The 20,816-nt window shown below is 73.2% G+C and carries 19 protein-coding genes, 4 pseudogenes and 1 riboswitch; of the genes and pseudogenes, 11 read left to right on the forward strand and 12 right to left on the reverse strand.

What is annotated here, in order from left to right:
- Both BM536_RS18225 and BM536_RS18230 read left to right on the forward strand, forming a co-directional pair.
- A pseudogene (locus tag BM536_RS18225) lies at positions 1 to 251 on the forward strand (SpoIIE family protein phosphatase); the annotation flags it as partial.
- Between the two features lie 148 nt (positions 252 to 399).
- Complete coding sequence (locus BM536_RS18230) at positions 400 to 1,125, forward strand: lysophospholipid acyltransferase family protein (RefSeq protein WP_073496957.1); 726 nt, start codon at positions 400 to 402, stop codon at positions 1,123 to 1,125.
- Between the two features lie 101 nt (positions 1,126 to 1,226).
- Here the strand turns inward: BM536_RS18230 and BM536_RS18235 are convergent, their stop codons facing one another.
- The 8 genes and pseudogenes from BM536_RS18235 to BM536_RS18270 all read right to left on the reverse strand — a co-directional run bounded on the left by BM536_RS18235 (position 1,227) and on the right by BM536_RS18270 (position 8,419).
- Complete coding sequence (locus BM536_RS18235) at positions 1,227 to 2,825, reverse strand: alpha/beta hydrolase (RefSeq protein WP_073496955.1); 1,599 nt, start codon at positions 2,823 to 2,825, stop codon at positions 1,227 to 1,229.
- A 169-nt stretch (positions 2,826 to 2,994) separates the two neighbouring features.
- Positions 2,995 to 3,746: pseudogene (locus BM536_RS18240) on the reverse strand (urease accessory protein UreD).
- A gap of 1 nt (position 3,747) precedes the next feature.
- Positions 3,748 to 4,425, reverse strand: a complete 678-nt coding sequence (gene ureG / locus BM536_RS18245; protein WP_073496953.1) for an urease accessory protein UreG — start codon at positions 4,423 to 4,425, stop codon at positions 3,748 to 3,750.
- Positions 4,426 to 4,567: 142 nt separating this feature from the next.
- Complete coding sequence (locus tag BM536_RS18250) at positions 4,568 to 5,245, reverse strand: urease accessory protein UreF (RefSeq protein ID WP_094103207.1); 678 nt, start codon at positions 5,243 to 5,245, stop codon at positions 4,568 to 4,570.
- A gap of 82 nt (positions 5,246 to 5,327) precedes the next feature.
- Positions 5,328 to 7,048 (reverse strand): annotated as a pseudogene (locus tag BM536_RS18255) (urease subunit alpha).
- Entirely contained in the window at positions 7,041 to 7,352 is a 312-nt protein-coding gene (locus tag BM536_RS18260; protein WP_073496951.1) for an urease subunit beta, read from the reverse strand. The pseudogene BM536_RS18255 and the gene BM536_RS18260 overlap by 8 nt, the downstream one beginning before the upstream one ends.
- A gap of 10 nt (positions 7,353 to 7,362) precedes the next feature.
- A complete protein-coding gene (locus tag BM536_RS18265; RefSeq protein WP_073496949.1) occupies positions 7,363 to 7,665 on the reverse strand; it encodes an urease subunit gamma in 303 nt (100 codons plus the stop codon).
- Positions 7,666 to 7,777: 112 nt separating this feature from the next.
- Positions 7,778 to 8,419: a TetR/AcrR family transcriptional regulator gene (locus BM536_RS18270; protein ID WP_094103208.1), complete on the reverse strand. Its 642-nt coding sequence runs from the start codon at positions 8,417 to 8,419 to the stop codon at positions 7,778 to 7,780.
- Between the two features lie 125 nt (positions 8,420 to 8,544).
- Here BM536_RS18270 and BM536_RS18275 point away from each other — a divergent pair, with 125 nt between their 5' ends.
- Entirely contained in the window at positions 8,545 to 9,561 is a 1,017-nt protein-coding gene (locus tag BM536_RS18275; RefSeq protein WP_094103209.1) for a hypothetical protein, read from the forward strand.
- Between the two features lie 123 nt (positions 9,562 to 9,684).
- Here the strand turns inward: BM536_RS18275 and BM536_RS18280 are convergent, their stop codons facing one another.
- Complete coding sequence (locus BM536_RS18280) at positions 9,685 to 9,972, reverse strand: type II toxin-antitoxin system Phd/YefM family antitoxin (RefSeq protein ID WP_073496947.1); 288 nt, start codon at positions 9,970 to 9,972, stop codon at positions 9,685 to 9,687.
- Between the two features lie 64 nt (positions 9,973 to 10,036).
- Here BM536_RS18280 and BM536_RS18285 point away from each other — a divergent pair, with 64 nt between their 5' ends.
- From BM536_RS18285 to BM536_RS18295, 3 genes are all read left to right on the forward strand, one after another.
- Positions 10,037 to 10,564 carry an ATP-dependent Clp protease proteolytic subunit gene (locus tag BM536_RS18285; RefSeq protein WP_094103210.1) on the forward strand — a complete coding sequence of 176 codons (528 nt, stop codon included), beginning with the start codon at positions 10,037 to 10,039 and terminating at the stop codon, positions 10,562 to 10,564.
- A gap of 7 nt (positions 10,565 to 10,571) precedes the next feature.
- Positions 10,572 to 10,877, forward strand: a complete 306-nt coding sequence (locus tag BM536_RS18290; RefSeq protein ID WP_094103211.1) for a hypothetical protein — start codon at positions 10,572 to 10,574, stop codon at positions 10,875 to 10,877.
- A gap of 417 nt (positions 10,878 to 11,294) precedes the next feature.
- A riboswitch (cyclic di-AMP (ydaO/yuaA leader) is annotated at positions 11,295 to 11,439 on the forward strand.
- 3 nt (positions 11,440 to 11,442) lie between these two features.
- Positions 11,443 to 11,916, forward strand: a complete 474-nt coding sequence (locus BM536_RS18295; protein WP_094103212.1) for a C40 family peptidase — start codon at positions 11,443 to 11,445, stop codon at positions 11,914 to 11,916.
- A 122-nt stretch (positions 11,917 to 12,038) separates the two neighbouring features.
- On the opposite strand, the gene BM536_RS18300 is transcribed toward BM536_RS18295, so the two are convergent.
- Positions 12,039 to 12,524 carry an ATP-binding protein gene (locus BM536_RS18300; protein ID WP_073496941.1) on the reverse strand — a complete coding sequence of 162 codons (486 nt, stop codon included), beginning with the start codon at positions 12,522 to 12,524 and terminating at the stop codon, positions 12,039 to 12,041.
- A gap of 213 nt (positions 12,525 to 12,737) precedes the next feature.
- On the opposite strand from BM536_RS18300, the gene BM536_RS18305 reads away from it, so the two are divergent.
- Together BM536_RS18305 and BM536_RS18310 are read left to right on the forward strand one after the other, a co-directional pair.
- Positions 12,738 to 13,598: a helix-turn-helix domain-containing protein gene (locus BM536_RS18305; protein WP_073496939.1), complete on the forward strand. Its 861-nt coding sequence runs from the start codon at positions 12,738 to 12,740 to the stop codon at positions 13,596 to 13,598.
- A 9-nt stretch (positions 13,599 to 13,607) separates the two neighbouring features.
- Positions 13,608 to 13,850 (forward strand): DUF397 domain-containing protein, encoded by a 243-nt coding sequence (locus BM536_RS18310; RefSeq protein WP_094103213.1) that lies wholly within the window; start codon positions 13,608 to 13,610, stop codon positions 13,848 to 13,850.
- 54 nt (positions 13,851 to 13,904) lie between these two features.
- On the opposite strand, the gene BM536_RS18315 is transcribed toward BM536_RS18310, so the two are convergent.
- Positions 13,905 to 15,035 carry an 8-amino-7-oxononanoate synthase gene (locus BM536_RS18315; RefSeq protein ID WP_094103214.1) on the reverse strand — a complete coding sequence of 377 codons (1,131 nt, stop codon included), beginning with the start codon at positions 15,033 to 15,035 and terminating at the stop codon, positions 13,905 to 13,907.
- Between the two features lie 150 nt (positions 15,036 to 15,185).
- Here BM536_RS18315 and bioB point away from each other — a divergent pair, with 150 nt between their 5' ends.
- From bioB to bioD, 3 genes are read left to right on the forward strand one after another with little or no spacing between them, the layout of a single operon-like run.
- A complete protein-coding gene (gene bioB, locus BM536_RS18320) occupies positions 15,186 to 16,379 on the forward strand; it encodes a biotin synthase BioB (RefSeq protein ID WP_073496937.1) in 1,194 nt (397 codons plus the stop codon).
- Positions 16,372 to 17,649: an adenosylmethionine--8-amino-7-oxononanoate transaminase gene (locus BM536_RS18325; RefSeq protein ID WP_094103215.1), complete on the forward strand. Its 1,278-nt coding sequence runs from the start codon at positions 16,372 to 16,374 to the stop codon at positions 17,647 to 17,649. Before bioB ends, BM536_RS18325 begins: the two co-directional genes overlap by 8 nt.
- Before the next feature lie 2 nt (positions 17,650 to 17,651).
- On the forward strand, positions 17,652 to 18,395 hold the full coding sequence (gene bioD / locus BM536_RS18330; RefSeq protein ID WP_073496935.1) for a dethiobiotin synthase: 744 nt from the start codon (positions 17,652 to 17,654) through the stop codon (positions 18,393 to 18,395).
- A 136-nt stretch (positions 18,396 to 18,531) separates the two neighbouring features.
- On the opposite strand, the pseudogene BM536_RS18335 reads toward bioD, so the two are convergent.
- Positions 18,532 to 20,735: pseudogene (locus tag BM536_RS18335) on the reverse strand (helix-turn-helix transcriptional regulator).
- Positions 20,736 to 20,816: the final 81 nt, after the last annotated feature.

Here is a 20,816-nt window from a genome sequence, read left to right on the forward strand (position 1 = left end):
CCGCCCCGACCCCCGGCCCCGGCCGCCAGGCGGTCACCGCCTACGCCCCGGGCGCGCTGCTGGCCCTGTACACCGACGGCCTGGTGGAACGGCGGCGCGAGGACATCGACACCGGCCTCGCCCGCCTCGCCGACTCCCTCACCCGGCACCGGGAGGCGGACCCTGAGGACCTCGCGGACGCCGTCCTGCTGGAGCTGCTGCCGTCCGGGGGCGCGACCGACGACACCGCCCTGGTCATCGTGCGGCTGTGAGAACCGACGGGCTGCGGCGCGGTTCGCGACGTCGCCGCGCGCGGGTTCCGGCCGAACCGGGCCCCGCCTAGACTTGCGTCCCAGACACGCCGGTTGACCTGCTGGAACACGGCGGTTGAGCCGATCCGCCGGATTGAGGAGCCACCCGTTGTTCTACTACCTCCTGAAATACGTGGTGCTGGGACCGCTGCTGCGCATGGTGTTCCGGCCCCGCATCGAGGGACTCGAACATGTGCCGGCGGCCGGAGCCGCGATCATCGCGGGCAACCACCTGTCGTTCTCCGACCACTTCCTGATGCCGGCGATCCTCAAGCGGCGCATCACGTTCCTCGCCAAGGCCGAGTACTTCACGGGCCCCGGCCTCAAGGGCCGGCTGACGGCGGCCTTCTTCCGCAGCGCGGGGCAGATCCCGGTCGACCGCTCCGGCAAGGACGCGGGCCAGGCCGCCATCCGTGAGGGTCTCGGCGTCCTGAGCAAGGACGAGCTGCTCGGCATCTACCCGGAGGGCACCCGCTCGCACGACGGCCGCCTCTACAAGGGCAAGGTCGGTGTCGCGGTGATGGCCCTGCGGGCCGAGGTGCCCGTCGTGCCCTGCGCGATGATCGGCACCTTCGAGGCCCAGCCGCCCGGCAAGAAGATCCCGAAGATCCACCCCGTGACGATCCGCTTCGGCGAGCCCCTCGACTTCTCCCGCTACGCCGGCATGGAGGGTGAGAAGGCGATCCTGCGCGCGATCACCGACGAGATCATGTACGCGATCCTGGCGCTGTCGGGGCAGGAGTACGTCGACCGGTACGCGGCCGAGGTCAAGGCGGAGGAAGCGGCGGCTGCGAAGGAGAGGGCACGCAGGTTCCCCCGGTTGCCGAGGCGTTGACGCCGGACGGACGAGGGGCAGGACGGTACGACAGCGCAGTGGTACGGGTGAGGGGCGGCCGGGTCGATCCGGCCGCCCCTCACCGTCGTGTCAGCCGCTGCTCACGGCTTGGGCGTGGCGTGCGGGGCGCAGGTCACGTCCGCGGTGTCCAGCCCGCCCGTGAGGAGGTAGGTGTCCACGCGGGTGTTGACGCAGGAGTTGGCCAGGCCGGTGACGCCGTGGGAGCCCGCGTCCTTCTCGGTGATCAGGCGTGAGCCCTTGAAGCGCTCGTGGAGTTCGACGGCGCCCCCGTAGGGCGTGGCGGCGTCCCGCTCGGCCTGCACGATGAGCACGGGAGGCAGGTTCTTGTGGCTCTTGACGTTCACCGGGGTCTGCTGCTTGACCGGCCAGGTGGCGCACGGCAGGTTCATCCAGGCGTTGGCCCAGGTCATGAACGGGTGGTCCTTGTGCAGACGCGTGTTGTCGCGGTCCCACTTGGTCCAGCTGGTGGGCCACTTGGCGTCGGCGCACTCGACGGCCGTGTAGACGGCGTTGCCGTTCTCGGCGCTGGCGTTGCCCGCCGTGTCCGACAGGTCGGGGGCGGCGGCGTCGACGAGGGCCTGGGTGTCCCCGGCGACGTACTTGCTGAAGACGGTGGCGACCGGGACCCACGAGGAGTCGTAGTAGGGGGCGCTCTGGAAGAAGGAGACCAGCTCGGCGGGGCCGACGACGCCGCCGAGGGGGCTCTTCTTGGCGGTGGCGCGCAGGTCGAGCCACTTGGCCTGGACGGCGGCGCGGGTGGTGCCGAGGTGGAAGGTCGCGTCGTTGGCGGCGACCCAGTCCTGCCAGTCCTTCCAACGGCCCTCGAAGGCGACGTCCTGGTCGAGGTTGGCCTGGTACCAGATCTTCTCGCGCGAGGGGTTCACCACGCTGTCGACGACCATGCGGCGCACGTGCCCCGGGAACAGGGTGCCGTAGACGGCGCCGAGGTAGGTGCCGTAGGAGACGCCGAGGAAGTTCAGCTTCTTCTCGCCGAGGGCGGCGCGGATGACGTCGAGGTCGCGCGCGGTGTTCGGCGTGGTCATGTACGGCAGCATGTCGCCGCTGCGCTCGTAGCAGCCCTCGGCGTACTCGCGGGCGAGCCCCCGCTGGGCGCGCTTGTCGGCCTCGCTGTCCGGGACCGGGTCTGCCTTGGGCGCCTTGACGAACTCCTGCGGGTCCACGCAGGAGATGGGCGCCGAGTGGCCGACACCGCGCGGGTCGAAGCCCACGAAGTCGTAGGCCTTGGCGATGTTGGCCCAGACGGGGGCCTTGGTGGTGACCCGGCGCGGGAAGCGCAGACCGGAGCCGCCGGGGCCGCCCGGGTTGTAGACGAGGGCGCCCTGGCGCTCCTCCTCGGTCCCCGTGTTGCCGATGCGGTCGACGGCGATCCGGATCTGCCTGCCGTCGGGCTTGGCGTAGTCGAGCGGCACGGTCACATAGCCGCACTGGATGGGCTTCTCCAGCCCCCAGTCGGCCGGACAGTCCTGCCAGTCGATGCCGGCCTTCGCGGCCCGCTCCGCGGCGATCGCGGCGCCGCGCATCTCGCGGTCCCGGCCCGACCGGTCACCGGTCGCGCTGGCGGTCGGTGCCATGACGGCGCCGGCGACCAGCGTCGCGGCGACGAGTGCGCCGGCCGAGCCGAGCGCCGCCGTCCGCCTGGTCGGTCGTATGCCCTTCAAGTGGACCCTCCCCGTATGTCGGTTCGTCAGTTCTCGGTTCCAGAACGTCGGTACGGGGATACTCGCCGCTGTGAGGTCTCTGAGGACAGGTGTCGTCGACCTTCTTTGCCAATCCGATAACCGGACAGTCACGTCCCGCTCACCGGATGAACGGTGGGCCAGGTATGGGTCAGGTCAGGGACTCGAGAGCCTCGTCCAGAACGCGCCGCAGTCGCAGACCGTCCGGTGCGACCGCGGTGACCAGGGCCGCGGGCCCGGCCAGCGGCACGAGCGTGGCGCTCTCGCCCAGCATCCGGGCGGTGACGGGTTCGGCGGCGAACTCCGGCCCTACGACGACGATCTGCCCCACGGCACGATGTCCCGCGAGGACGGCGGGCCCGTCCCAGCCGCCGGGGGCCCCGGCCCGCAGCCGAGTTCCTGGTCGAGGACCGCGCGCCCGCCGACCCGGATGACGAGCCGGCTGGTGAGGCGGCCGGGTTCCTCGCCCACCCGGCCGAGCACCTGCTCCTCGCGCAGGACCAGCCGGGCGCCGGGGGCGAGGTCGGCACGGGTGGTGACGTACAGGTCGCTGCCCCGCGCGGAGATCAACTGCTCGGGAAGCCAGTGCAGTTCGCCGCCGTCGGCGACATCGAGCCGCACGGCGTAGTGGGCCTCGTCCTTGACCTGGCCGGGCAGGGCGATGGTGGCGGCGGCCGAGCCGACGCGCAGCCGGGCGCCGCTCCCGACGTCGGCCTCGACGGCGAAGCGGTCGCCGCCGAGGGGCCCGCTCATCGCGCCGACCAGCATGACGCGGGCCTCGCCGGCGTCACCGCGGGTCCGCCGCAGCGCGAGCGGCCCGTCGCTCTCCAGCACGGGCAGGGCGGTGCCCCCGCGGCCGTCCTCGCGGGCCCGGATCCGCGCGGTGGCGTGCACACCGCTCATGTCACGCCGTCCACGCGGCGAGCTGTTCCCGCACCCACACGGCGACCTCCCGGACCCCGTCCTCACTTCTCAACGACTGGAACACGACGGGCAGTTCGGCCCGCTGTGCCTTGGCGTCGGCGGCCATCCGGGCCAGGTCGGAGCCGACGTACGGCGCGAGGTCCGTCTTGTTGACGACGAGGAGGTCGGCCGTGGTGACGCCGGGCCCGCCCTTGCGGGGGATGTCGTCCCCGCCGGCGACGTCGATGACGAAGATCTGCGCGTCCACGAGCCCTTTGGAGAAGGTGGCGGTCAGGTTGTCCCCACCGGACTCGACGAGCACGAGATCCAGCGGCCCGACCTCGTCCTCCAGGTCCTCCACCGCTTCGAGGTTGGCGGAGATGTCGTCCCGGATGGCGGTGTGCGGGCAGGCCCCCGTCTCGACGGCCGTGATCCGCTCGGGCGGCAGCACGGCCTCCCGCAACAGGAATTCGGCGTCCTCACGGGTGTAGATGTCGTTGGTGACGACGGCCAACGAGAACTCGTCGCGCAAGGCCCGGCAGAGCGCGGCGACGGTGGCGGTCTTCCCTGACCCCACGGGCCCCCCGAGCCCCACCCGAAGTGCCCGACGAGCCCCGTCGGCGCGACGAGCGTCGGCACTGACGGCGGAGGGCCCGTGAGGGGAATGGTCAAGATGCATGACGGCTCCTTCTGTAACCAGCTGGACATTTCCAGCCTGTCCGGCGTTCGGGGACGAGACCGTTCAGGCCGACGGGGCGTCCCGTACCCGGGGGCGCACCCCCCCGGGTACGGGACGGGAGGGGGCGGCGGGGGCGAGACCCTCAGGACGCGAACAACCGCACACCCCACCCCGCATGCGCCTCCGCCCCGATCTCCAACAACGGCGCGGACGCCGAAGGCAGCACACCGGCCCCCTCCCCCGGCACCCGCAGCCCGGCGACGACCGCCCGATCGACGACCCGGTCCACCTCCGGAGCGACCCGCGCCAGCACAGCGGTGGCCTCGAACGGATCAAGACTCAGCAGCCGCACCACCGCGGACGCCGACCCGCTCACACTCTCGTACGCCGCGCAGTACGCCGCGTCCGCAGCACCGAGCCCGGCCGCACGGGCCGTCAGTCCGAGCACCACCGGCTGATGCGCCCCCTTGGGGAACTCCCGTGCGAGAGAGTCCAGTTCGGCATCCGGCCAGGTTGCCCGTGCCGCCCGCATCAGCTGCCGTCCGAGCCGGCGCGGCGGCCACCCGCAGCGGCGGGGGAGGGCGTCCGGCGCGTCGGCGGCGGCGTCCGAGTTCGACGGGGTCGGCGCGGCCGCCGCGGCAGCGGCCAGCGCCGCCGCCACGAGTCCGGCCGTGTGCAGCCGGCCCCGGCAGAAGGCCTCCAGGCTCGCCGCGTCGGTGATCCGCCCCGCCTTGACGGCCTCCTCCGCCCCGCCGGAGTGTGCGTGCCCACCGGCGGGGAAGCGGCCGTCGGCCAGGACGAGAAGCGCCGCCCCGCTCATCGGAGACTCACCGGCAGGGTCGTCAAGAAGCTCGTCGGGCAGATCGTGCGGCAGCTCGTCGGAAGACTCTTCGGGCGGCTCATCAGAAGAGGAAGTAGCGCTGGGCCATGGGCAGTTCGGCCGCCGGTGTCGCCTCGACCAGCTCGCCGTCGATGCGCACGGCGAAGCTGTCGGGGTCGACCTCGACCCGCGGGCGGGCGTCGTTCTCCCGCATGTCGGCCTTGGTCACGCCCCGCGTGGAGTCGATGGCGAGGAACTTCTTGCCGAGCTGGAGGCGTTCCGGCAGCCCGTCCTCGATCGCCAGCGGTGCGACGAAGTTGAAGGAGTTGGCGGCCGGCGACCGCCCGATCGCCCCGAACATGGGACGCGGCAGGATCGGCTGCGGGGTGGGGATGGACGCGTTGGCGTCACCCATCTGCGCGTACGCGATCTGCCCGCCCTTGATGACGAGGTGCGGCTTGACGCCGAAGAACGCCGGTTCCCACAGGACGAGGTCGGCCAGCTTGCCGGTCTCGACGGAGCCGATCTCCCGCGCCAGGCCCTGCGCCAGCGCGGGGTTGATCGTGTACTTGGCGATGTAACGGCGTACCCGGTGGTTGTCGGCGTGGCCGTCGCCGGGCAGTGCGCCCCGGCGTCGCTTCATCACATGCGCCGTCTGCCAGGTCCGCAGGATCACCTCGCCGACCCGGCCCATCGCCTGGGCGTCGGAGGAGATGATCGAGATGGCGCCGAGGTCGTGGAGGATGTCCTCCGCGCCGATCGTGGAGGGCCGGATCCGGGACTCGGCGAAGGCGAGGTCCTCCGGCACCGCCGGGTTCAGGTGGTGGCACACCATCAGCATGTCGAGGTGTTCCTCGGCGGTGTTGACGGTGTACGGCCGGGTCGGGTTCGTCGAACTCGGCAGCACGTGCGGCTGGGAGACGACGGTCATGATGTCCGGCGCATGCCCGCCGCCCGCACCCTCGGTGTGGTAGGCGTGGATGCCGCGCCCGGCGATCGCCGCGAGCGTGTCGCCCACGAACCCGGCCTCGTTCAGCGTGTCCGTGTGGATGGCGACCTGGATGCCGGTGCGGTCGGCGACCGTGAGGGAGGCGTCGATGACGGCCGGGGTGGAGCCCCAGTCCTCGTGCAGTTTGAGACCCAGCGCGCCACCCCTGATCTGGGAGAGCATCGCCTCGTGGGAGACGGTGTTGCCCTTGCCGAGGAAGCCGATGTTGAGCGGGTACTGCTCCATCGACTCCAACATGCGGGCGAGGTGCCAGGGGCCCGGCGTGACGGTCGTCGCCTTCGAGCCCTCGGCCGGCCCGGTACCGCCGCCGACCAGGGTGGTCACGCCCGAGGACAGCGCCTCGTCGGCGATCTGGGGGCAGATGAAGTGGACGTGCGCGTCGACCGCGCCGGCCGTGAGGATCCGTCCGTTGCCCGCGATGACCTCGGTCTCCGGCCCGAGCACCAGGTCGGGGTGGACACCGTCCATGGTGTCCGGGTTGCCGGCCTTGCCGATACCGGTGATGCGGCCGTCGCGGATGCCGACGTCGGCCTTGACGACGCCCCAGTGGTCGATGACGACGGCACCGGTGATCACGGTGTCCGGCGTGCCCTCCGCGCGGTGGCACGGGCCTGGCCCATCGACTCGCGGATGACCTTGCCACCGCCGAACACGGCCTCGTCCCCGGCGAGACCGGGTCCGCCGCAACGGTCCTCCTCGATCTCGACGAGCAGATCGGTGTCGGCGAGCCGGATGCGGTCCCCGGTGGTCGGGCCGAACAGGTCGGCGTACGCGGCACGCGAGATCTCAGGCATCGAGGGCACCTCCGGTCTCCCCGCGCAGTCCGGGCACGATCCGGGCGCCGGCGAGCGGTACGAGTTCGACGTCGACGGGGATCCCGGGCTCGAAGCGCACGGCGGTGCCGGCGGCGACGTTCAGCCGCTTGCCACGCGCGGCGGCGCGGTCGAACTCCAGGCCGGGGTTGGCCTCGGCGAAGTGGTAGTGGGAGCCGACCTGGACGGGCCGGTCGGCGGCGTTGAGGACGGTGAGCCGGGTGACCTCACGGCCCGCGTTGTAGACGATCGGGTCCGAGGCGAACAGGAACTCTCCGGGAATCATGGAGGCCCCCTCAGACGATCGGGTCGTGGACGGTGACGAGCTTGGTGCCGTCCGGGAAGGTCGCCTCGACCTGGACGTCGTGGATCATCTCGGGGATGCCCTCCATGACGTCGTCGCGGGTGAGCAGCTTGCGGCCGGAGGCCATCAGCTCGGCGACGGTACGGCCGTCCCGCGCGCCCTCGAGGATGTGCGCCGTGACGAGGGCGACGGCCTCGGGGTGGTTGAGCTTGAGCCCACGGGCCCGGCGCTTCTCGGCGACGTCGGCCGCCACGTGGATCAGCAGCCTCTCCTGCTCGTGCGGGGTCAGTTGCACGTCCCACCTCACATCCTCGCTCCGGACCGTGCGGGGCCCGGTTGCCGCGGCCATCCGGCAAAGTGCCTGGTGGCGTGGAGGGGCAGGCTAGTTGGACCGCGTTTCGACGACGTTAACCAAGCTGTGATCCCGCAGGCGGCTCGGCCGGCACGCTCATCAGGGCGCGCAGGCCGTCGCGCAGGATGTCGACGGGGGCCGGGCCGAAGAGGGCCTGCTGGGCGATGAAGCCCGTCACGGCGGCGATCATCGTGCGGGCGACGTGGTCCGGGGCGATGTCCGCGCGCATCCGGCCGGACTTCTGGTAGCCCTCGACGATGCGCCCCCAGGCCGCGCGCACCGAGTCGTACCCCTCGCGCAGGACGGCCGCCAGTTGCGCGTTGCGGGGGATCTCCGACCACGCCTGCACGACCAGGCGGGGGAAGGCGGGCACACCGTCGACGGTCAGGGACTCCCGGGTGGCGAGGGTGCGGCCGAGGACCGAGGCCACCAGAAGGTCGGGGGGCGGCGGCGGGCTCTGCCGGGCGGCCTCGTCGAATGCCGCGCGGACCTCGCCGAGCACTTCGGAGACGATCGCGGCGATCAGTTCCTCCTTGCCGCTGAAGTAGCGGTACACCGCTCCGGCCGAGAGGTCGGCCTCCTTGAGCACGTCCTGCATGGACGTGGCGTGGAAGCCGTTGCGGGCGAAGCAGAGCGCGGCGGCGTCGAGGATCTGCCGACGGCGGGCGTCGAGGTGGGCCTGGGATACGCGTGCCATGGTCCCCAACTTAAAACGAACGTTCCTTCTTGACAAGCGGCGCTGACGCGGCGCACGGTGGTGTTCTCACCAAAACGAACGATCCTTCTTTTTGACTCTTCCCGACGGCTCCCCCGGAGGAACCCATGTCCGCCGCTTCCGCCCCCGGTCCCACCAGTCCCCCCGCCCGGCGCGTCATCGCGGTCGTCGTCCTCGTCCCGCTCCTCGCCGGGCTGGCCCTGTGGGCGTTCGCGTGGCCCGCCGCGCGCACCGCGCCCCGCGACCTGCCGCTCGGCGTGGCCGGCCCGCCCGCCGCCACGGCGGGCATCGAGGAGAGGCTGTCGCGGCAGGAGGGCGCCTTCGAGATCCACCGCTACGCCGACGCGGCCGCCGCCCGCGCCGCCGTCGAGGACCGGACCGTATACGGCGCCGTGGTCGTGACCGCCCGGGGCCCCGAACTGCTGACGGCCTCGGCCGCGAGCCCGGTCGTCGCCCAGTTGTTGCAGCAGGCGGTGACTGGGCAGGCCGCCGCCGACGAGGGTCAGGTGCGGATCGTGGACGTCGTCGCCGCACCGGCCGCGGATCCGCGCGGCGCCGCGCTCAACGCGAGCGTGCTGCCGCTGGCGATCGCCGGTATCGCGGCGGGCGCGGCGGTGACCCTGCTCGGGCTCCGCGGGGTCCGCGCCGCGCTCGCGCTCGTCGGGGCGGCGGCCCTGGTGGGCGTGGTCGCCGCGGCGCTCGCGGACAGTTGGCTCGGCGTGCTCACCGGCGACTGGTGGGCGGAGGCGGCGACCCTCGTCCTGTCGACGCTGGCGGTGGGCGCGTCCGTGGCCGGGTGCGCGGCCCTTCTCGGCCCGGCGGGCATCGGGGCGATGGCGTTCCTGGTGATGTTCCTCGGCAACCCCTTCTCCGGGGCTGCCTCGGCGCCGCAGATGCTGCCCGAGCCGGCCGGGGCGATCGGCCAGTGGCTGCCGCCGGGCGCGGGGAGCACGCTGCTGCGCTCCGTGGCCTTCTTCGACGGCGCGGCGGCGACCGGACCGGCCCTGACCCTGACCTGGTGGGCGGCGCTGGGCCTCGGGGCGGTCATGCTGGGCGACGCCCTCAAGAAGCGGCGGCAGGGAGCCGAACCGGCCTCGGATCCCCAGCCCGCGCTGGTGGGCTGACCCGCGCCCCTCCCGGCCCCAGCGCGCCAGGGGCCGACCGTGCGCCTCCACCGTGACGGACGGGGGGCGCACGGCCTTTTGGCACGGCCTTTTGGCGCGGCCTTTCGGCGCCCTGGAGAGCGGCTAGGAGGGATCGGGCCCGCGGTGTTCCGCCGCGATCCCGAACCGCTGCCGTTCGCGGGAAGCGGACGCCACCTCGCGGACGGCCGGGACGGAGCCGACCACCTGCTCCCCGGCCGAGACCTCCAGCGCGTCCAGCGCGTCGAGTCGCTCCAGGTCGGGGGCGGAGACGAGGGCCACGAGGGGCTTGCCGTGGCGCGTCACGACGACGCGCTCGCCGCCGTACACCACCCGGTTGATCAGGTCGGCGAGTTCAGCCCTGGCTTGCGTCACCGGAATCTCGTAGGCCATGACCCCATTCTAACGTCACGTACGTCCTGTACATTTTTCACAGACGCTGAAGAAGGGGCCTCCCATGACCCGACCGTCCGCCCGCCCGGGTCCGCCCGGGTCCGCCCGACGCACGAGCACGGGACACCCCACCCCGGACCCCTGCGCGAAGCTCCTGGAGGAGCGGATCGCCCTCCGGCTCAGGCACCGGGAGCACCGCGTCCCGGGCCAAGACGTCTCCCCGTACGTCACGGTCGGTGCGCCCGGCGCGGTCCCGCTCGCGGCGGACACACCGGGCAGGCGGTCCGCTCCGCCGGGCGCCCGGGCGGTGCTCCGCGGGGCCGCGCCGCCCGAGCCGGTCGAGGGCCTGACGAGCGACCTGGCCGGCCGGGCGCAGGAGCCGGCCCTGACCCGGTCCCGGTCCCGGTCCCGGTCCCGGTCCCGCCTGGAGGAGACGCTCGTACGGCGCACCGGGCGCGATCCCGGGCAGGTGAGCGCCGGCATCGCGCGGGACCTGGTCCTCGACGCAGGGGAGGCCGTGGAGTACGGCCCGGTGGACCGCGTCGTGCCTCGCGGGCGCGGGGTCACCGGCGGCGCACCGGACGCGGGGTGAGCCGGCGATGCTTCCCGACCTGCCGCCGCTGCCCGCGCTGACCCACGCCGAAGCCGAGCTGATCGACCGTTACCTGGAGGTGGTCGACCTGGTCGGCCGTATCAACCCCGCCCGGCACGGCGACACCTACGGCGGACTGCGGGCCGCCCAGGCGCTGGTGAGCCGGGCGACCGCACTGCGGGACGCGCTGACGCTGATGCATCAGCGGGGCGAGAGCGAACTGCACGCGCCGACACTCGCGCGGGCGCTGCGCGTGCTCGACGGGGAGCGCCGCACGGCGCGCGTCACGGTGCCGCCGCTCTCCGACAGTTGACCCTCGTCCGTCCGGTCCGGGCGGTCGGCGCCGCGGGCGCGACGTCCGGACCACGACTCAAACGGACCGAATGGCGTACCCCTGTTCGGAGTACGGGTGGCTGCCTTTTCCGACCCCCAGAAGTTGCGCGGAGCGGGGAGGAAATGGGCGGAATCCAGGGTTCCTGTGCTGGTCGGAGGCCTTGTGGCACCTTGACACCTGATCGAACATCAGGGTGTCCACCCGAACGGGTGAGTGGTGAGTAACCCCACAAATCCCCGGTTCCGTTGGGATTTTCGGACATCGGTGAGCCAAGATCCCTGACTGACGACAAGCCCCCGCCACAAGCGGCGGGGCGGTCCGGGCGGACGCCGAGTCCTGCCGCCGCCCGGATGCCCGAGTCGACAGAAGTGCATCGGCAGGAGTGGAGGACCCGAGCAAGACGGGTCGCCGGACCGGATCGTCCCCGAAGGGGGAGGCGCCGGGCCGAGCAGCCCTTGGGGTGAAGCCGCATCAGCGGCCGGGCAACTTCGCCAGCCCGAATCCGACAGGTCATCCTTCACAGGCGGCTGACGAAGGGTTGCGCATGACTGCGCTCAATCGTGTCCCGTCGCTCATGGCCCGGGCCGGTACGGCCTCGGCGTTCGCCATCGCCGCCGTGGGCGGCTCGATCGTGGTTCCAGGTGTCGCCTCCGACGCGGCGGCCGCCACGCCGGCGACGAAGGCACTTCAGATCGCGGCCTCCAAGAAGGGCTCCCCGTACCGGTACGGGGCCGCCGGACCGACCAGGTTCGACTGCTCCGGGCTGACGCTGTACTCGTTCAAGAAGGCGGGCAAGAAGCTGCCGCGCACCGCCGCCCAGCAGTACAACAAGACGCGCCACATCTCCGCCGGCAGCCGCAAGGCCGGGGACCTGGTGTTCTTCCACTCGGGGTCGAACGTCTACCACGTCGGGATCTACGCCGGTAAGGGCAAGATCTGGCACTCCCCGAAGACCGGGGACGTGGTGCGGCTCCAGAAGATCTGGACCAAGAGCGTCTGGTACGGCCGGGTCAAGTGACCTCCCGGGGCGGTGGCGGCGTCCTGACGCGCCGCCACCGCCCCGGGATCCACTCGTGGCCCCCTACGAGCACTCCGTGGGTCCGGTCCGCTCCTGGGGCCCCTCAGGGCTCCTGGGGCCCCTCAGGGCTCCTGGGGCCCCACCACCGTCACCGGCTCCACGCGCCCGGCGGGACCGGACGGCTCCGCGGGGAGGGTCCAGGGCAGCTCGATGAAGACGGTCTTGCCGCCCTCGCGCGTGGGGCGGACCCGGAGCCGACCGCCGCACTCGGCGGTCAGCCATCTGATGATCACCATGCCTCGGCCGTTGTCCTGCTGGACGGCGGCCGGCAGTCGTTGGGGGAAGCGCGGGTGGCTGTCGGTGACGCCGATGTGCAGCCGCTCGTCACGGTCGAGGACGAGGTCCACCGTGAAGGTGGGTGACTGCCCGAAGGTGTGCTGAACGGCGTTGGTGGCGAGTTCGGAGACGATCAGCCGGATGGTGTCGGCCAGCTCGGCGGCGGCCGGGAGGCCCCACTGCGCGAGGGTGTCGAGCACGTGGTTGCGGGCCGTGGACACCGAGGCGGGATCGCTCGGCAGAGTGACGGATGCTTCCAGGTGGTCTGCCATGGCGACGTCGTCCCCTTCCCACGGGACCGGAGCCCGACGCGGCGCGGATGGTTCGAGTACGGTCCCGGACTGGTGCTTCGTCGCCAGAGTGCCATCACCACGCCGGTCACGGGTGGCGATCCACCAAGATGTGCATATATCTGTCGCTCGATGCGGTGAACTCTGCTACGCCGGAGCGCATTTGGGCGGCCTGGAAGGAGTAGGGAGGATCCCATGCAGCACGGTCCCGCGGTGCGCCGCCGGAAACTGGGCGCCGAACTCCGGGCGTTGCGGTCCCGCGCGGGGCTCACCAGTGGCCAGGCGGCCCGGCTCGTGGGCTGGCACCAGTCGAAGGTGAGCCGGATCGAGACCGGCACCAGCAGTACGAAACCGGCCGATGTGCGGTTACTCCTCGATGCCTACGGTGTGGACGACTCCCAACTGCGCGAACTGATGCTGGCGTTGGCCGGCTCGGTCGAGGGGGACGGCCGGGAGCACTGGTGGCACGCCTATCGCGGGGTCCTGCCGCCCACCTACCGGGACTTCATCAGCCTGGAGTCGCAGGCGAGCGCGATGCGCACCCTGGAGACGACCGTCGTGCCGGGCCTGTTGCAGACCCCCGCGTACGCCCGAGCGGTGACCCGGGCCGCGGTGGAGGGCCTGGACGAGGACCGGCTGGACACGCTGGTGGAGGTGCGGCTGGCCAGGCAGGACGTGCTGCGGGCCCGGCCGCCGCTGGAGATGGACGCGGTGCTCGACGAGGCGGTGCTGCGGCGGGAGGTGGGCGGTCCCGAGGTCATGGCCCAGCAGTTGGAGCGGCTGGTGGAGGCGGCGCGGCTGCCCCAGGTCAGGCTCCAGGTACTGCCGTTCAGCGCCGGAGCCCACATCGGCGTCACCGGCCCTTTCGTAATCTTCTCATTTTCGAGCACTTCTGATCTGGATGTGGTCGTTCTCGACCACTTGACGAGTAGCCTCTATCTCGAACGGAAAGAAGACCTCCAGGCCTACACCGAGGCCTTCAACGCCCTTCGGGCACACGCTCTTTCGCCCGGGGACTCACTGGATTACCTCGCCGCGACAGGTGACGGCGCGTAAGGAGGCACCATGACCGCACTGCCTCGGAACGTTCCTTCCAGCACCGATCCGCCCGGTCTCCCTGACCCGCCGGGTCTGCGGTGGCTGCGCAGCAGCTACAGCACGGGAGCCAACAACTGCGTCGAGACGGCCCGCCCGGACCTCGGACCGTGGGCCGGTCTGCTCGCCGTACGCGACTCCAAGGACCCGGCCCGACCCGCCCTGCTCTTCTCCCCCGAGAGCTGGACGCACTTCACGGCCGCGTTCCGCTGACCCCTGCCGGACGACCAGCCACCGTCTCCGGGCGCACGGCCGTGTCACGCCGACTCATGGTCGTGTCGCGCCGATGACCCGTACAGCGCCTTCGATCTGTCCCTCGCCGAGGTCCGCGCGGGCGGTCAGCCTCAGGCGTGAGATGCCGTCGGGCACGGAAGGAGGACGGAAGCAGCCCACGGCCAGCCCTGCCGACCGGCAGTCCGCCGCCCAGCGCACGGCCCCCTCCGGGGACGGAGCCCGCACGGAGACGACCGCGGCGTCCGGACGCACCGCTTCCAGACCTGCGGCCGTCAGGCGTGCGTGCAGTTCCCCCGCGACGGCACGCGCGCGTGCCGCGCGTTCCGGCTCGCGGCGCAGCAGCGTCAGGGCCGCCAGGGCCGCGCCCGCCGCCGCCGGGGCGAGGCCCGTGTCGAAGATGAACGTCCGGGCCGCGTTGACCAGGTGGTCGATCACGCGCGCGGGGCCGAGCACGGCGCCGCCCTGGCTGCCCAGCGACTTGGACAGCGTGACCGTGACCACCACGTCCTCGGCGCCCGCCAGTCCCGCCGCGTGCGGGGCGCCGCGGCCTCCGTCGCCGAGGACGCCGAGGCCGTGGGCGTCGTCGACGACCAGCCCGGCGCCGTACTCCCGGCAGGCCCGGGCGAGGGCGGCCAGTGGGGCCGCGTCCCCGTCGACGGAGAAGACCGTGTCGGAGACCGCCACGGCCGCGCCCCCGTCCCACGTGTCCAGCGCCTTGCGCACGGCGTCCGGGTCGGCGTGCGTGACGACCTGCGTCGTCCCGCGGGCCAGCCGGCAGCCGTCGATGAGCGAGGCGTGGTTGCCCGCGTCGGAGACGATCAGGGAGCCGTGCGGGGCCAGCGCGGTGACCGCGGCGAGGTTGGCGGCGTAACCGGAGGAGAAGACCAGGGCCGCCTCGAACCCGCAGAAGTCGGCCAGCTCCCGCTCCAGCTCGGCGTGGAGTTCGGTGGTGCCGGTGACGAGCCGGGAGCCGGTGGCGCCTGCGCCCCAGGTCCGCGCGGCCCGCGCCGCGCCCTCGGTGACCTCGGGGTGCCGGGCCAGGCCCAGGTAGTCGTTGCTCGCGAGGTCCAGGAGCGGCGAGTCGGCCGGACGGGGGCGCAGGGTCCGTACGAGTCCGGCGCTCCGGCGCAGCTGCGCCTGCTCGTCGATCCAGCCGAACGCCATGGCTCGTCCTCCGGGAAATTTGTAGGCAGTGGACAGACACTAGCCGCACGGCGCGTATCCCATGGTGTGGCAATACCCACACCTCGAATGGCCTCTGTTGTACGAACTCTCCCTGGCCCGGAAACGGTCGGTAGGACAGGATCGGTTCTCATGGACCTGCTGAACACGCTGGTGGACAAGGGGCTTCGGCGCGAGCTGCCGACCCGCGAAGAGGCGTTGGCCGTCCTGGCCACGTCCGACGACGACCTGCTCGACGTGGTGGCCGCGGCCGGAAAGGTGCGCCGCCACTGGTTCGGGCGACGAGTGAAACTCAACTACCTCGTCAACCTGAAGTCGGGCCTGTGCCCGGAGGACTGCTCCTACTGCTCCCAGCGACTCGGCTCCACCGCCGGGATCCTGAAGTACACCTGGCTCAAGCCCGACGAGGCCTCGCGGGCCGCCGCCGCTGGACTGGCCGGGGGCGCCAAGCGCGTCTGTCTGGTGGCGTCCGGGCGCGGCCCGACCGACCGGGACGTCGACCGGGTCTCCGAGACCATCAAGGCGATCAAGGACCAGAACGAGAGCGTCGAGGTGTGCGCCTGCCTGGGCCTGCTCTCCGACGGCCAGGCGGAGCGGCTGCGCGAGGCGGGCGCGGACGCCTACAACCACAACCTGAACACGTCCGAGGAGACGTACGCGGACATCACGACCACCCACACGTACGCCGACCGGGTGGACACGGTACGCAAGGCGCACGCGGCGGGGCTGTCCGCGTGCTCGGGGCTGATCGCCGGCATGGGCGAGTCGGACGAGGACCTGGTCGACGTCGTCTACTCGCTGCGCCGACTGGACCCGGACTCCGTCCCGGTGAACTTCCTGATCCCGGTCGAGGGCACCCCGCTGGCCAAGGAGTGGAACCTCACCCCGCAGCGCTGCCTGCGGATCCTGGCCATGGTGCGGTTCGTCTGCCCGGACGTGGAGGTGCGCATCGCGGGCGGCCGTGAGGTCCACCTGCGCTCGATGCAGCCGCTCGCCCTGAACCTGGCCAACTCCATCTTCCTCGGCGACTACCTCACCACCGAGGGCCAGGCCGGTCAGGCCGACCTCGACATGATCGCGGACGCCGGGTTCGAGGTGGAGGGCGCGGGCGAGGTGACCCTGCCGGAGCACCGGGCGAGTGCGGGCTGCGGGTCCCACGAGGCCGCCGGTGGCTGCGGTTCCCACGACAGCGGCGGCGCCTGTGGTTCGCACGGGAGCGGCGGCGTCTGCGGGTCGGTTCCCGCCCCGCAGCCGAACGAGGCCCGTACGGACCTGGTCGCCGTCCGTCGCCGGGGCGCCGGTACGGACCTCGCTCCCAATGCCTGAGGGGGCCGTGTCCGAGCTGCTGGACCTGGACCGGCGGCACGTGTGGCACCCGTACGGTCCGATGCCGGGCCGGGTGGACCCGCTCGTCGTGGAGTCGGCGAGCGGGGTGCGGCTGCGGCTCGCGGACGGCTCGGAGCTGGTCGACGGCATGTCGTCCTGGTGGTCCGCGATCCACGGCTACAACCACCCGGTGCTCAACGAGGCGGCGCGGGCCCAGCTCGGGCGGATGAGTCATGTGATGTTCGGCGGGCTCACCCACGAGCCCGCCGTACGGCTGGCGAAGCTGCTTGTCGACATGTCGCCCGATGGACTGGAGCATGTGTTCCTCACCGACTCGGGGTCGGTGTCGGTCGAGGTCGCGGTCAAGATGTGCCTCCAGTACTGGCGCTCGCTGGGCCGCCCTCGCAAGCAGCGGCTGCTGACCTGGCGCGGTGGCTATCACGGCGACACCTGGCAGCCGATGTCCGTCTGCGACCCCGAGGGCGGGATGCACGACCTGTGGACCGGGGTCCTGCCCCGGCAGGTCTTCGTCGGCCCGCCCCCCGCGGAGTACGACGAGACGTACGCGCGTGAGCTGCGCGCGGCGATCGGGCGGCACGCCGACGAACTGGCCGCGGTGATCGTGGAGCCGGTGGTGCAGGGTGCGGGCGGGATGCGGTTCCACTCCCCCGCGTATCTGACGGTGCTGCGCGAGGCGTGCGACGCGCACGACGTGCTGCTGGTCCTCGACGAGATCGCGACCGGTTTCGGGCGGACGGGCGCGCTGTTCGCCGCGGATCATGCCGGGGTGACCCCGGATGTGATGTGCGTCGGCAAGGCACTGACCGGCGGTTACCTGACCATGGCGGCGACGCTGTGCACGGAGCGGGTCGCCGACGGCATCTCGCGGGGCGAGGTGCCGGTGCTGGCCCACGGTCCGACGTTCATGGGCAACCCGCTGGCCGCGGCGGTCGCCTGCGCCTCGATCGAGCTGCTCCTCGGGCAGGACTGGCTCGCCGAGGTCCGCCGGATCGAGGCGGGACTGCGGCAGGGGCTCGCTCCGGCCGCCGACCTGCCGGGCGTGAAGGACGTACGTGTGTTCGGCGCCATCGGCGTCGTCCAGCTCGACCACGCCGTGGACATGAAGGCCGCCACGGAGGCCGCCGTGCGCGAGGGCGTCTGGCTGCGGCCGTTCCGCGACCTCGTCTACACGATGCCGCCGTTCGTCACCGGCGACGAGGACGTGGCGCGTATCGCGCGTGCGGTGTGTGCGGCGGTACGGGAGGGATGAACATGCCGATCCTGATGATCACGGGGACGGGCACGGAGGTCGGCAAGACCGTCACGACCGCGGCCGTCGCCGCCTCCGCGCTCGCGGCGGGCCGCTCGGTGGCCGTGCTCAAGGCCGCGCAGACCGGTGTACGGCCGGACGAGCGCGGTGACGCGGACGAGGTCGCGCGGCTGGCGGGCGCTGTCACCACCGCCGAACTCGCCCGCTACCCCGAGCCGTTGGCGCCGGCGACGGCGGCGCTGCGGGCGGGGATGGTGCCCGTGCGCCCGCGTGAGGTCGCCGACGCGGCGGCCAAGCTGGCCGCCGAGCACGATCTGGTCCTCGTCGAGGGGGCCGGCGGGCTCCTGGTGCGGTTCGACGAGGCGGGCGGCACGCTGGCCGACGCCGCGGAGCTGCTGCGGGCGCCGGTGCTCGTGGTGGCCTCGGCGGGTCTGGGCACGCTCAACACGACCGACCTGACGGCCCGTGAACTGCGCTCGCGCGGACTCGAGTTGCTGGGTGTCGTGATCGGGTCCTGGCCCGACTCCCCCGATCTGGCGATGCGGTGCAACGTCACCGACCTGCCCGACATCGCGGGGGCTCCGCTGCTCGGCGCGCTGCCCGCCGGTTCGGGGTCGCTTCCGCCGGCCGAGTTCCGTACGGCCGCGCCCGGTTGGCTCGCGTCACGGCTGGACGGGACGTGGGAGGCGGAGACGTTCCGGCGCCGGACGGAGCCCGAGAGGTGGAGGTGGTCCCCGAAGCCGTAGGAGCGCCGGGGCGTTTCGTCGGGTCGCGGACCCGGCGAGCCCGGCGCTGGGGCCTGTCGTTCGGATCGGGCCACAGGACATCGACGGTGCTGTTCACCGCGGTGAGCGGGGCCTGGCGCGATCCGAACGACAGGCCCTACTCCCCGCCCTCGGCCAGCAGTCGGACGAGTTCGATGCGGGAACGGATGCCCAGGCGGTTGAAGACACCGCGCAGGTGGTGGTCGATGGTGCGGGGGCTGAGGGCCAGGCGGGCGGCGATCTCTCGGTTCGTCGCGCCCTCGGCGGCCATGAGGGCGACCCGTAGCTGCTGGGCGGTCAGGCTCGCCCGGGGGGCGTCCCGGGCGCGCGGCCGGTGGCGGCGGGGGCGCCGAGGGCGCGGAGTTCGGCGCGGGCCCGGTCGGCGCAGTGCGGGGCACCGAAGGACTCGAAGGCCTCCAAGGCGCTGTGCAGCCGCTCGCGGGCCTCGGTCCGGCGGCGCAGCCTGCGCAGGGCGCCGCCGAACAGCAGCTCGGTGCGGGCGCGTTCGACGGCGCGCGTGCCCTGCGCGTGCAGACCGAGGGCGATGCGGTAGTGCTCGACGGCGTCGGCGCCCGAGGTGAGCAGTGCCCGGCAGCGGGCGCTGAGGGCCAGGTCGTCGGGGCTGCGGACGGCGCGTGCCCAGCGGTCGTACTCGGCGTGCGCGACGCGGGCCACGCGGGTGTCGCCGGTGTGGACCGCGGCCTCCACGTAGTGCGGGGTGGCCAGGTGGCGGATCGCCCGGTGCCCGTGGCCGGGGCCGGCTCCGGCGAGGGCACGCAGCCGGGCCGCGGCGGCGTCGTGGCGGCCGTGGCCGAGGTCGAGGAGGGCGAGCGCCCACTGGGCGAGGGCGGCGGGCAGACCGAGGCCGTGCGCGAGGGCGTACGAGCGGGCGGCCGCGGCCCGTTCACGGCACAGGTCGACGTCGCCGGCGAGGGCCGCGAACATCGCGAGGGCGGCCTGGAGGTGACAGGCCCCGCTGTCCTGGCCGGTGGCCCGGGCCTGGTGCAGCGCGTCCAGGACGGTGGCCTCGGCGGCGCGGGGGCGGCCGGTCCAGAAGTCGGCGTAGGCGCGGAACTCCGCCGCCTGGGAGACGGGCGGCACGAGTCCGCGCGCGCGGGCCGCGGCGGCCGACCGGTGGGTGGCGGTGGCGGCGCGGGGATGGTCCCCCAGCATCAGGGCGGCGATCCCGGCGTGCAGCAGGAGGGTGGGGTCGCCACCGGGACCGCACCGTCCGGCGGTCGCCCCCAGCAGGTCCCGGGCGTCCGCGTACCGTCCTTCGACGGCCGCCGCGAGTCCGCCGAGCACCCCCGGCGGCTCGATCCCGAGGCGTCCGGCGAGGCGTACGGCCTCGCGGCAGCGGTGCAGGTCGCCGGTGTAGACGGCGGCTTCGGTGGCGCGGGCGAGGAGGTGTCCGGCGCGCTCCTCGGACCGCGCCGAGGGTCTCGCGCCCGCCGCCTGGGCCGCGCCCGCCGTCAGCGCGTCGAAGGCCTCCCCGGCGTGTCCGGTGCGCAGGGCGAGCACGCCGTGCAGGGGCTCGGCATGGGTGCGGGCCGCCAGGACGCGGGCCCGGTCGCCGTCGCCCGTGTCCCAGGCGTCGACGGCGGCCCGCGCCAGCAGCCCGGAGCGGTCGCGGGGGTCCGGGGTGAGGGCGGCGGCGCGTTCGGTCAGGGCGCCCGACAGCGCAGGGTCGCCGGCGTCGCGGGCCCGGGTCGCCGCCGCCGCCAGTTCCGCCGCGAGCCGTCCGCTGGGGCCGAGGGCGCCCGCGCCCCGGTGCCAGGACCGGCGGGCCGTCTCGCCCGAGCCGTGCAGGACGCGGGCGAGCAGCCGGTGGACGTCGCGCCGGTCGGCCGGGCCCGCCGACTCGTAGGCGGCGATGCGGGTCCAGGGGTCGGCGAAGCGCACTCCGCCGGCCGCGGCGTGGGCGAGTCCGGCCGTCTCGGCGGACTCCAGGCAGCGGGTGTCGAGGCGGGCGGCGGCGACGGCGCGCAGGAAGGCATGGGTGGCGACCGGGTACTGGTCGGCGGCGGCGAGCAGGAGCAGCAGCCGGGTGTCGTCGGGCAGGGTCCGCAGCGCGCGGCGCCGGGAGCGCAGCAACTCGGGTGCGAGGTCGGCGGGTTCGACGGGCAGCGGGTCCAGGCCGGCGGCCTGCCGTTCGGTGAGCCGCGCCGCGAGACCGGCGGCGGCGCGCGGGTCGCCGTACACCAGGCGCAGGACCCTGACCCGGACGCGCTCGGGGAGCGCCGAGGCCGGGCGCGGCCACGCGTCGGCGAGCGACGGTGGCGAAGTGCCCGCGAGAGGTGGGGGGTTCACCGGAATCACCACGGAAATGACGTTACCGATGGGTTACTTGAACCGTAAAGACCGGCGATTACACCGATGCGGCGCGCGTAGACCCCGCCGGAC

Source organism: Streptomyces phaeoluteigriseus (assembly GCF_001896135.2).
GTDB classification, from domain to species: Bacteria; Actinomycetota; Actinomycetes; order Streptomycetales; family Streptomycetaceae; genus Streptomyces; species Streptomyces phaeoluteigriseus.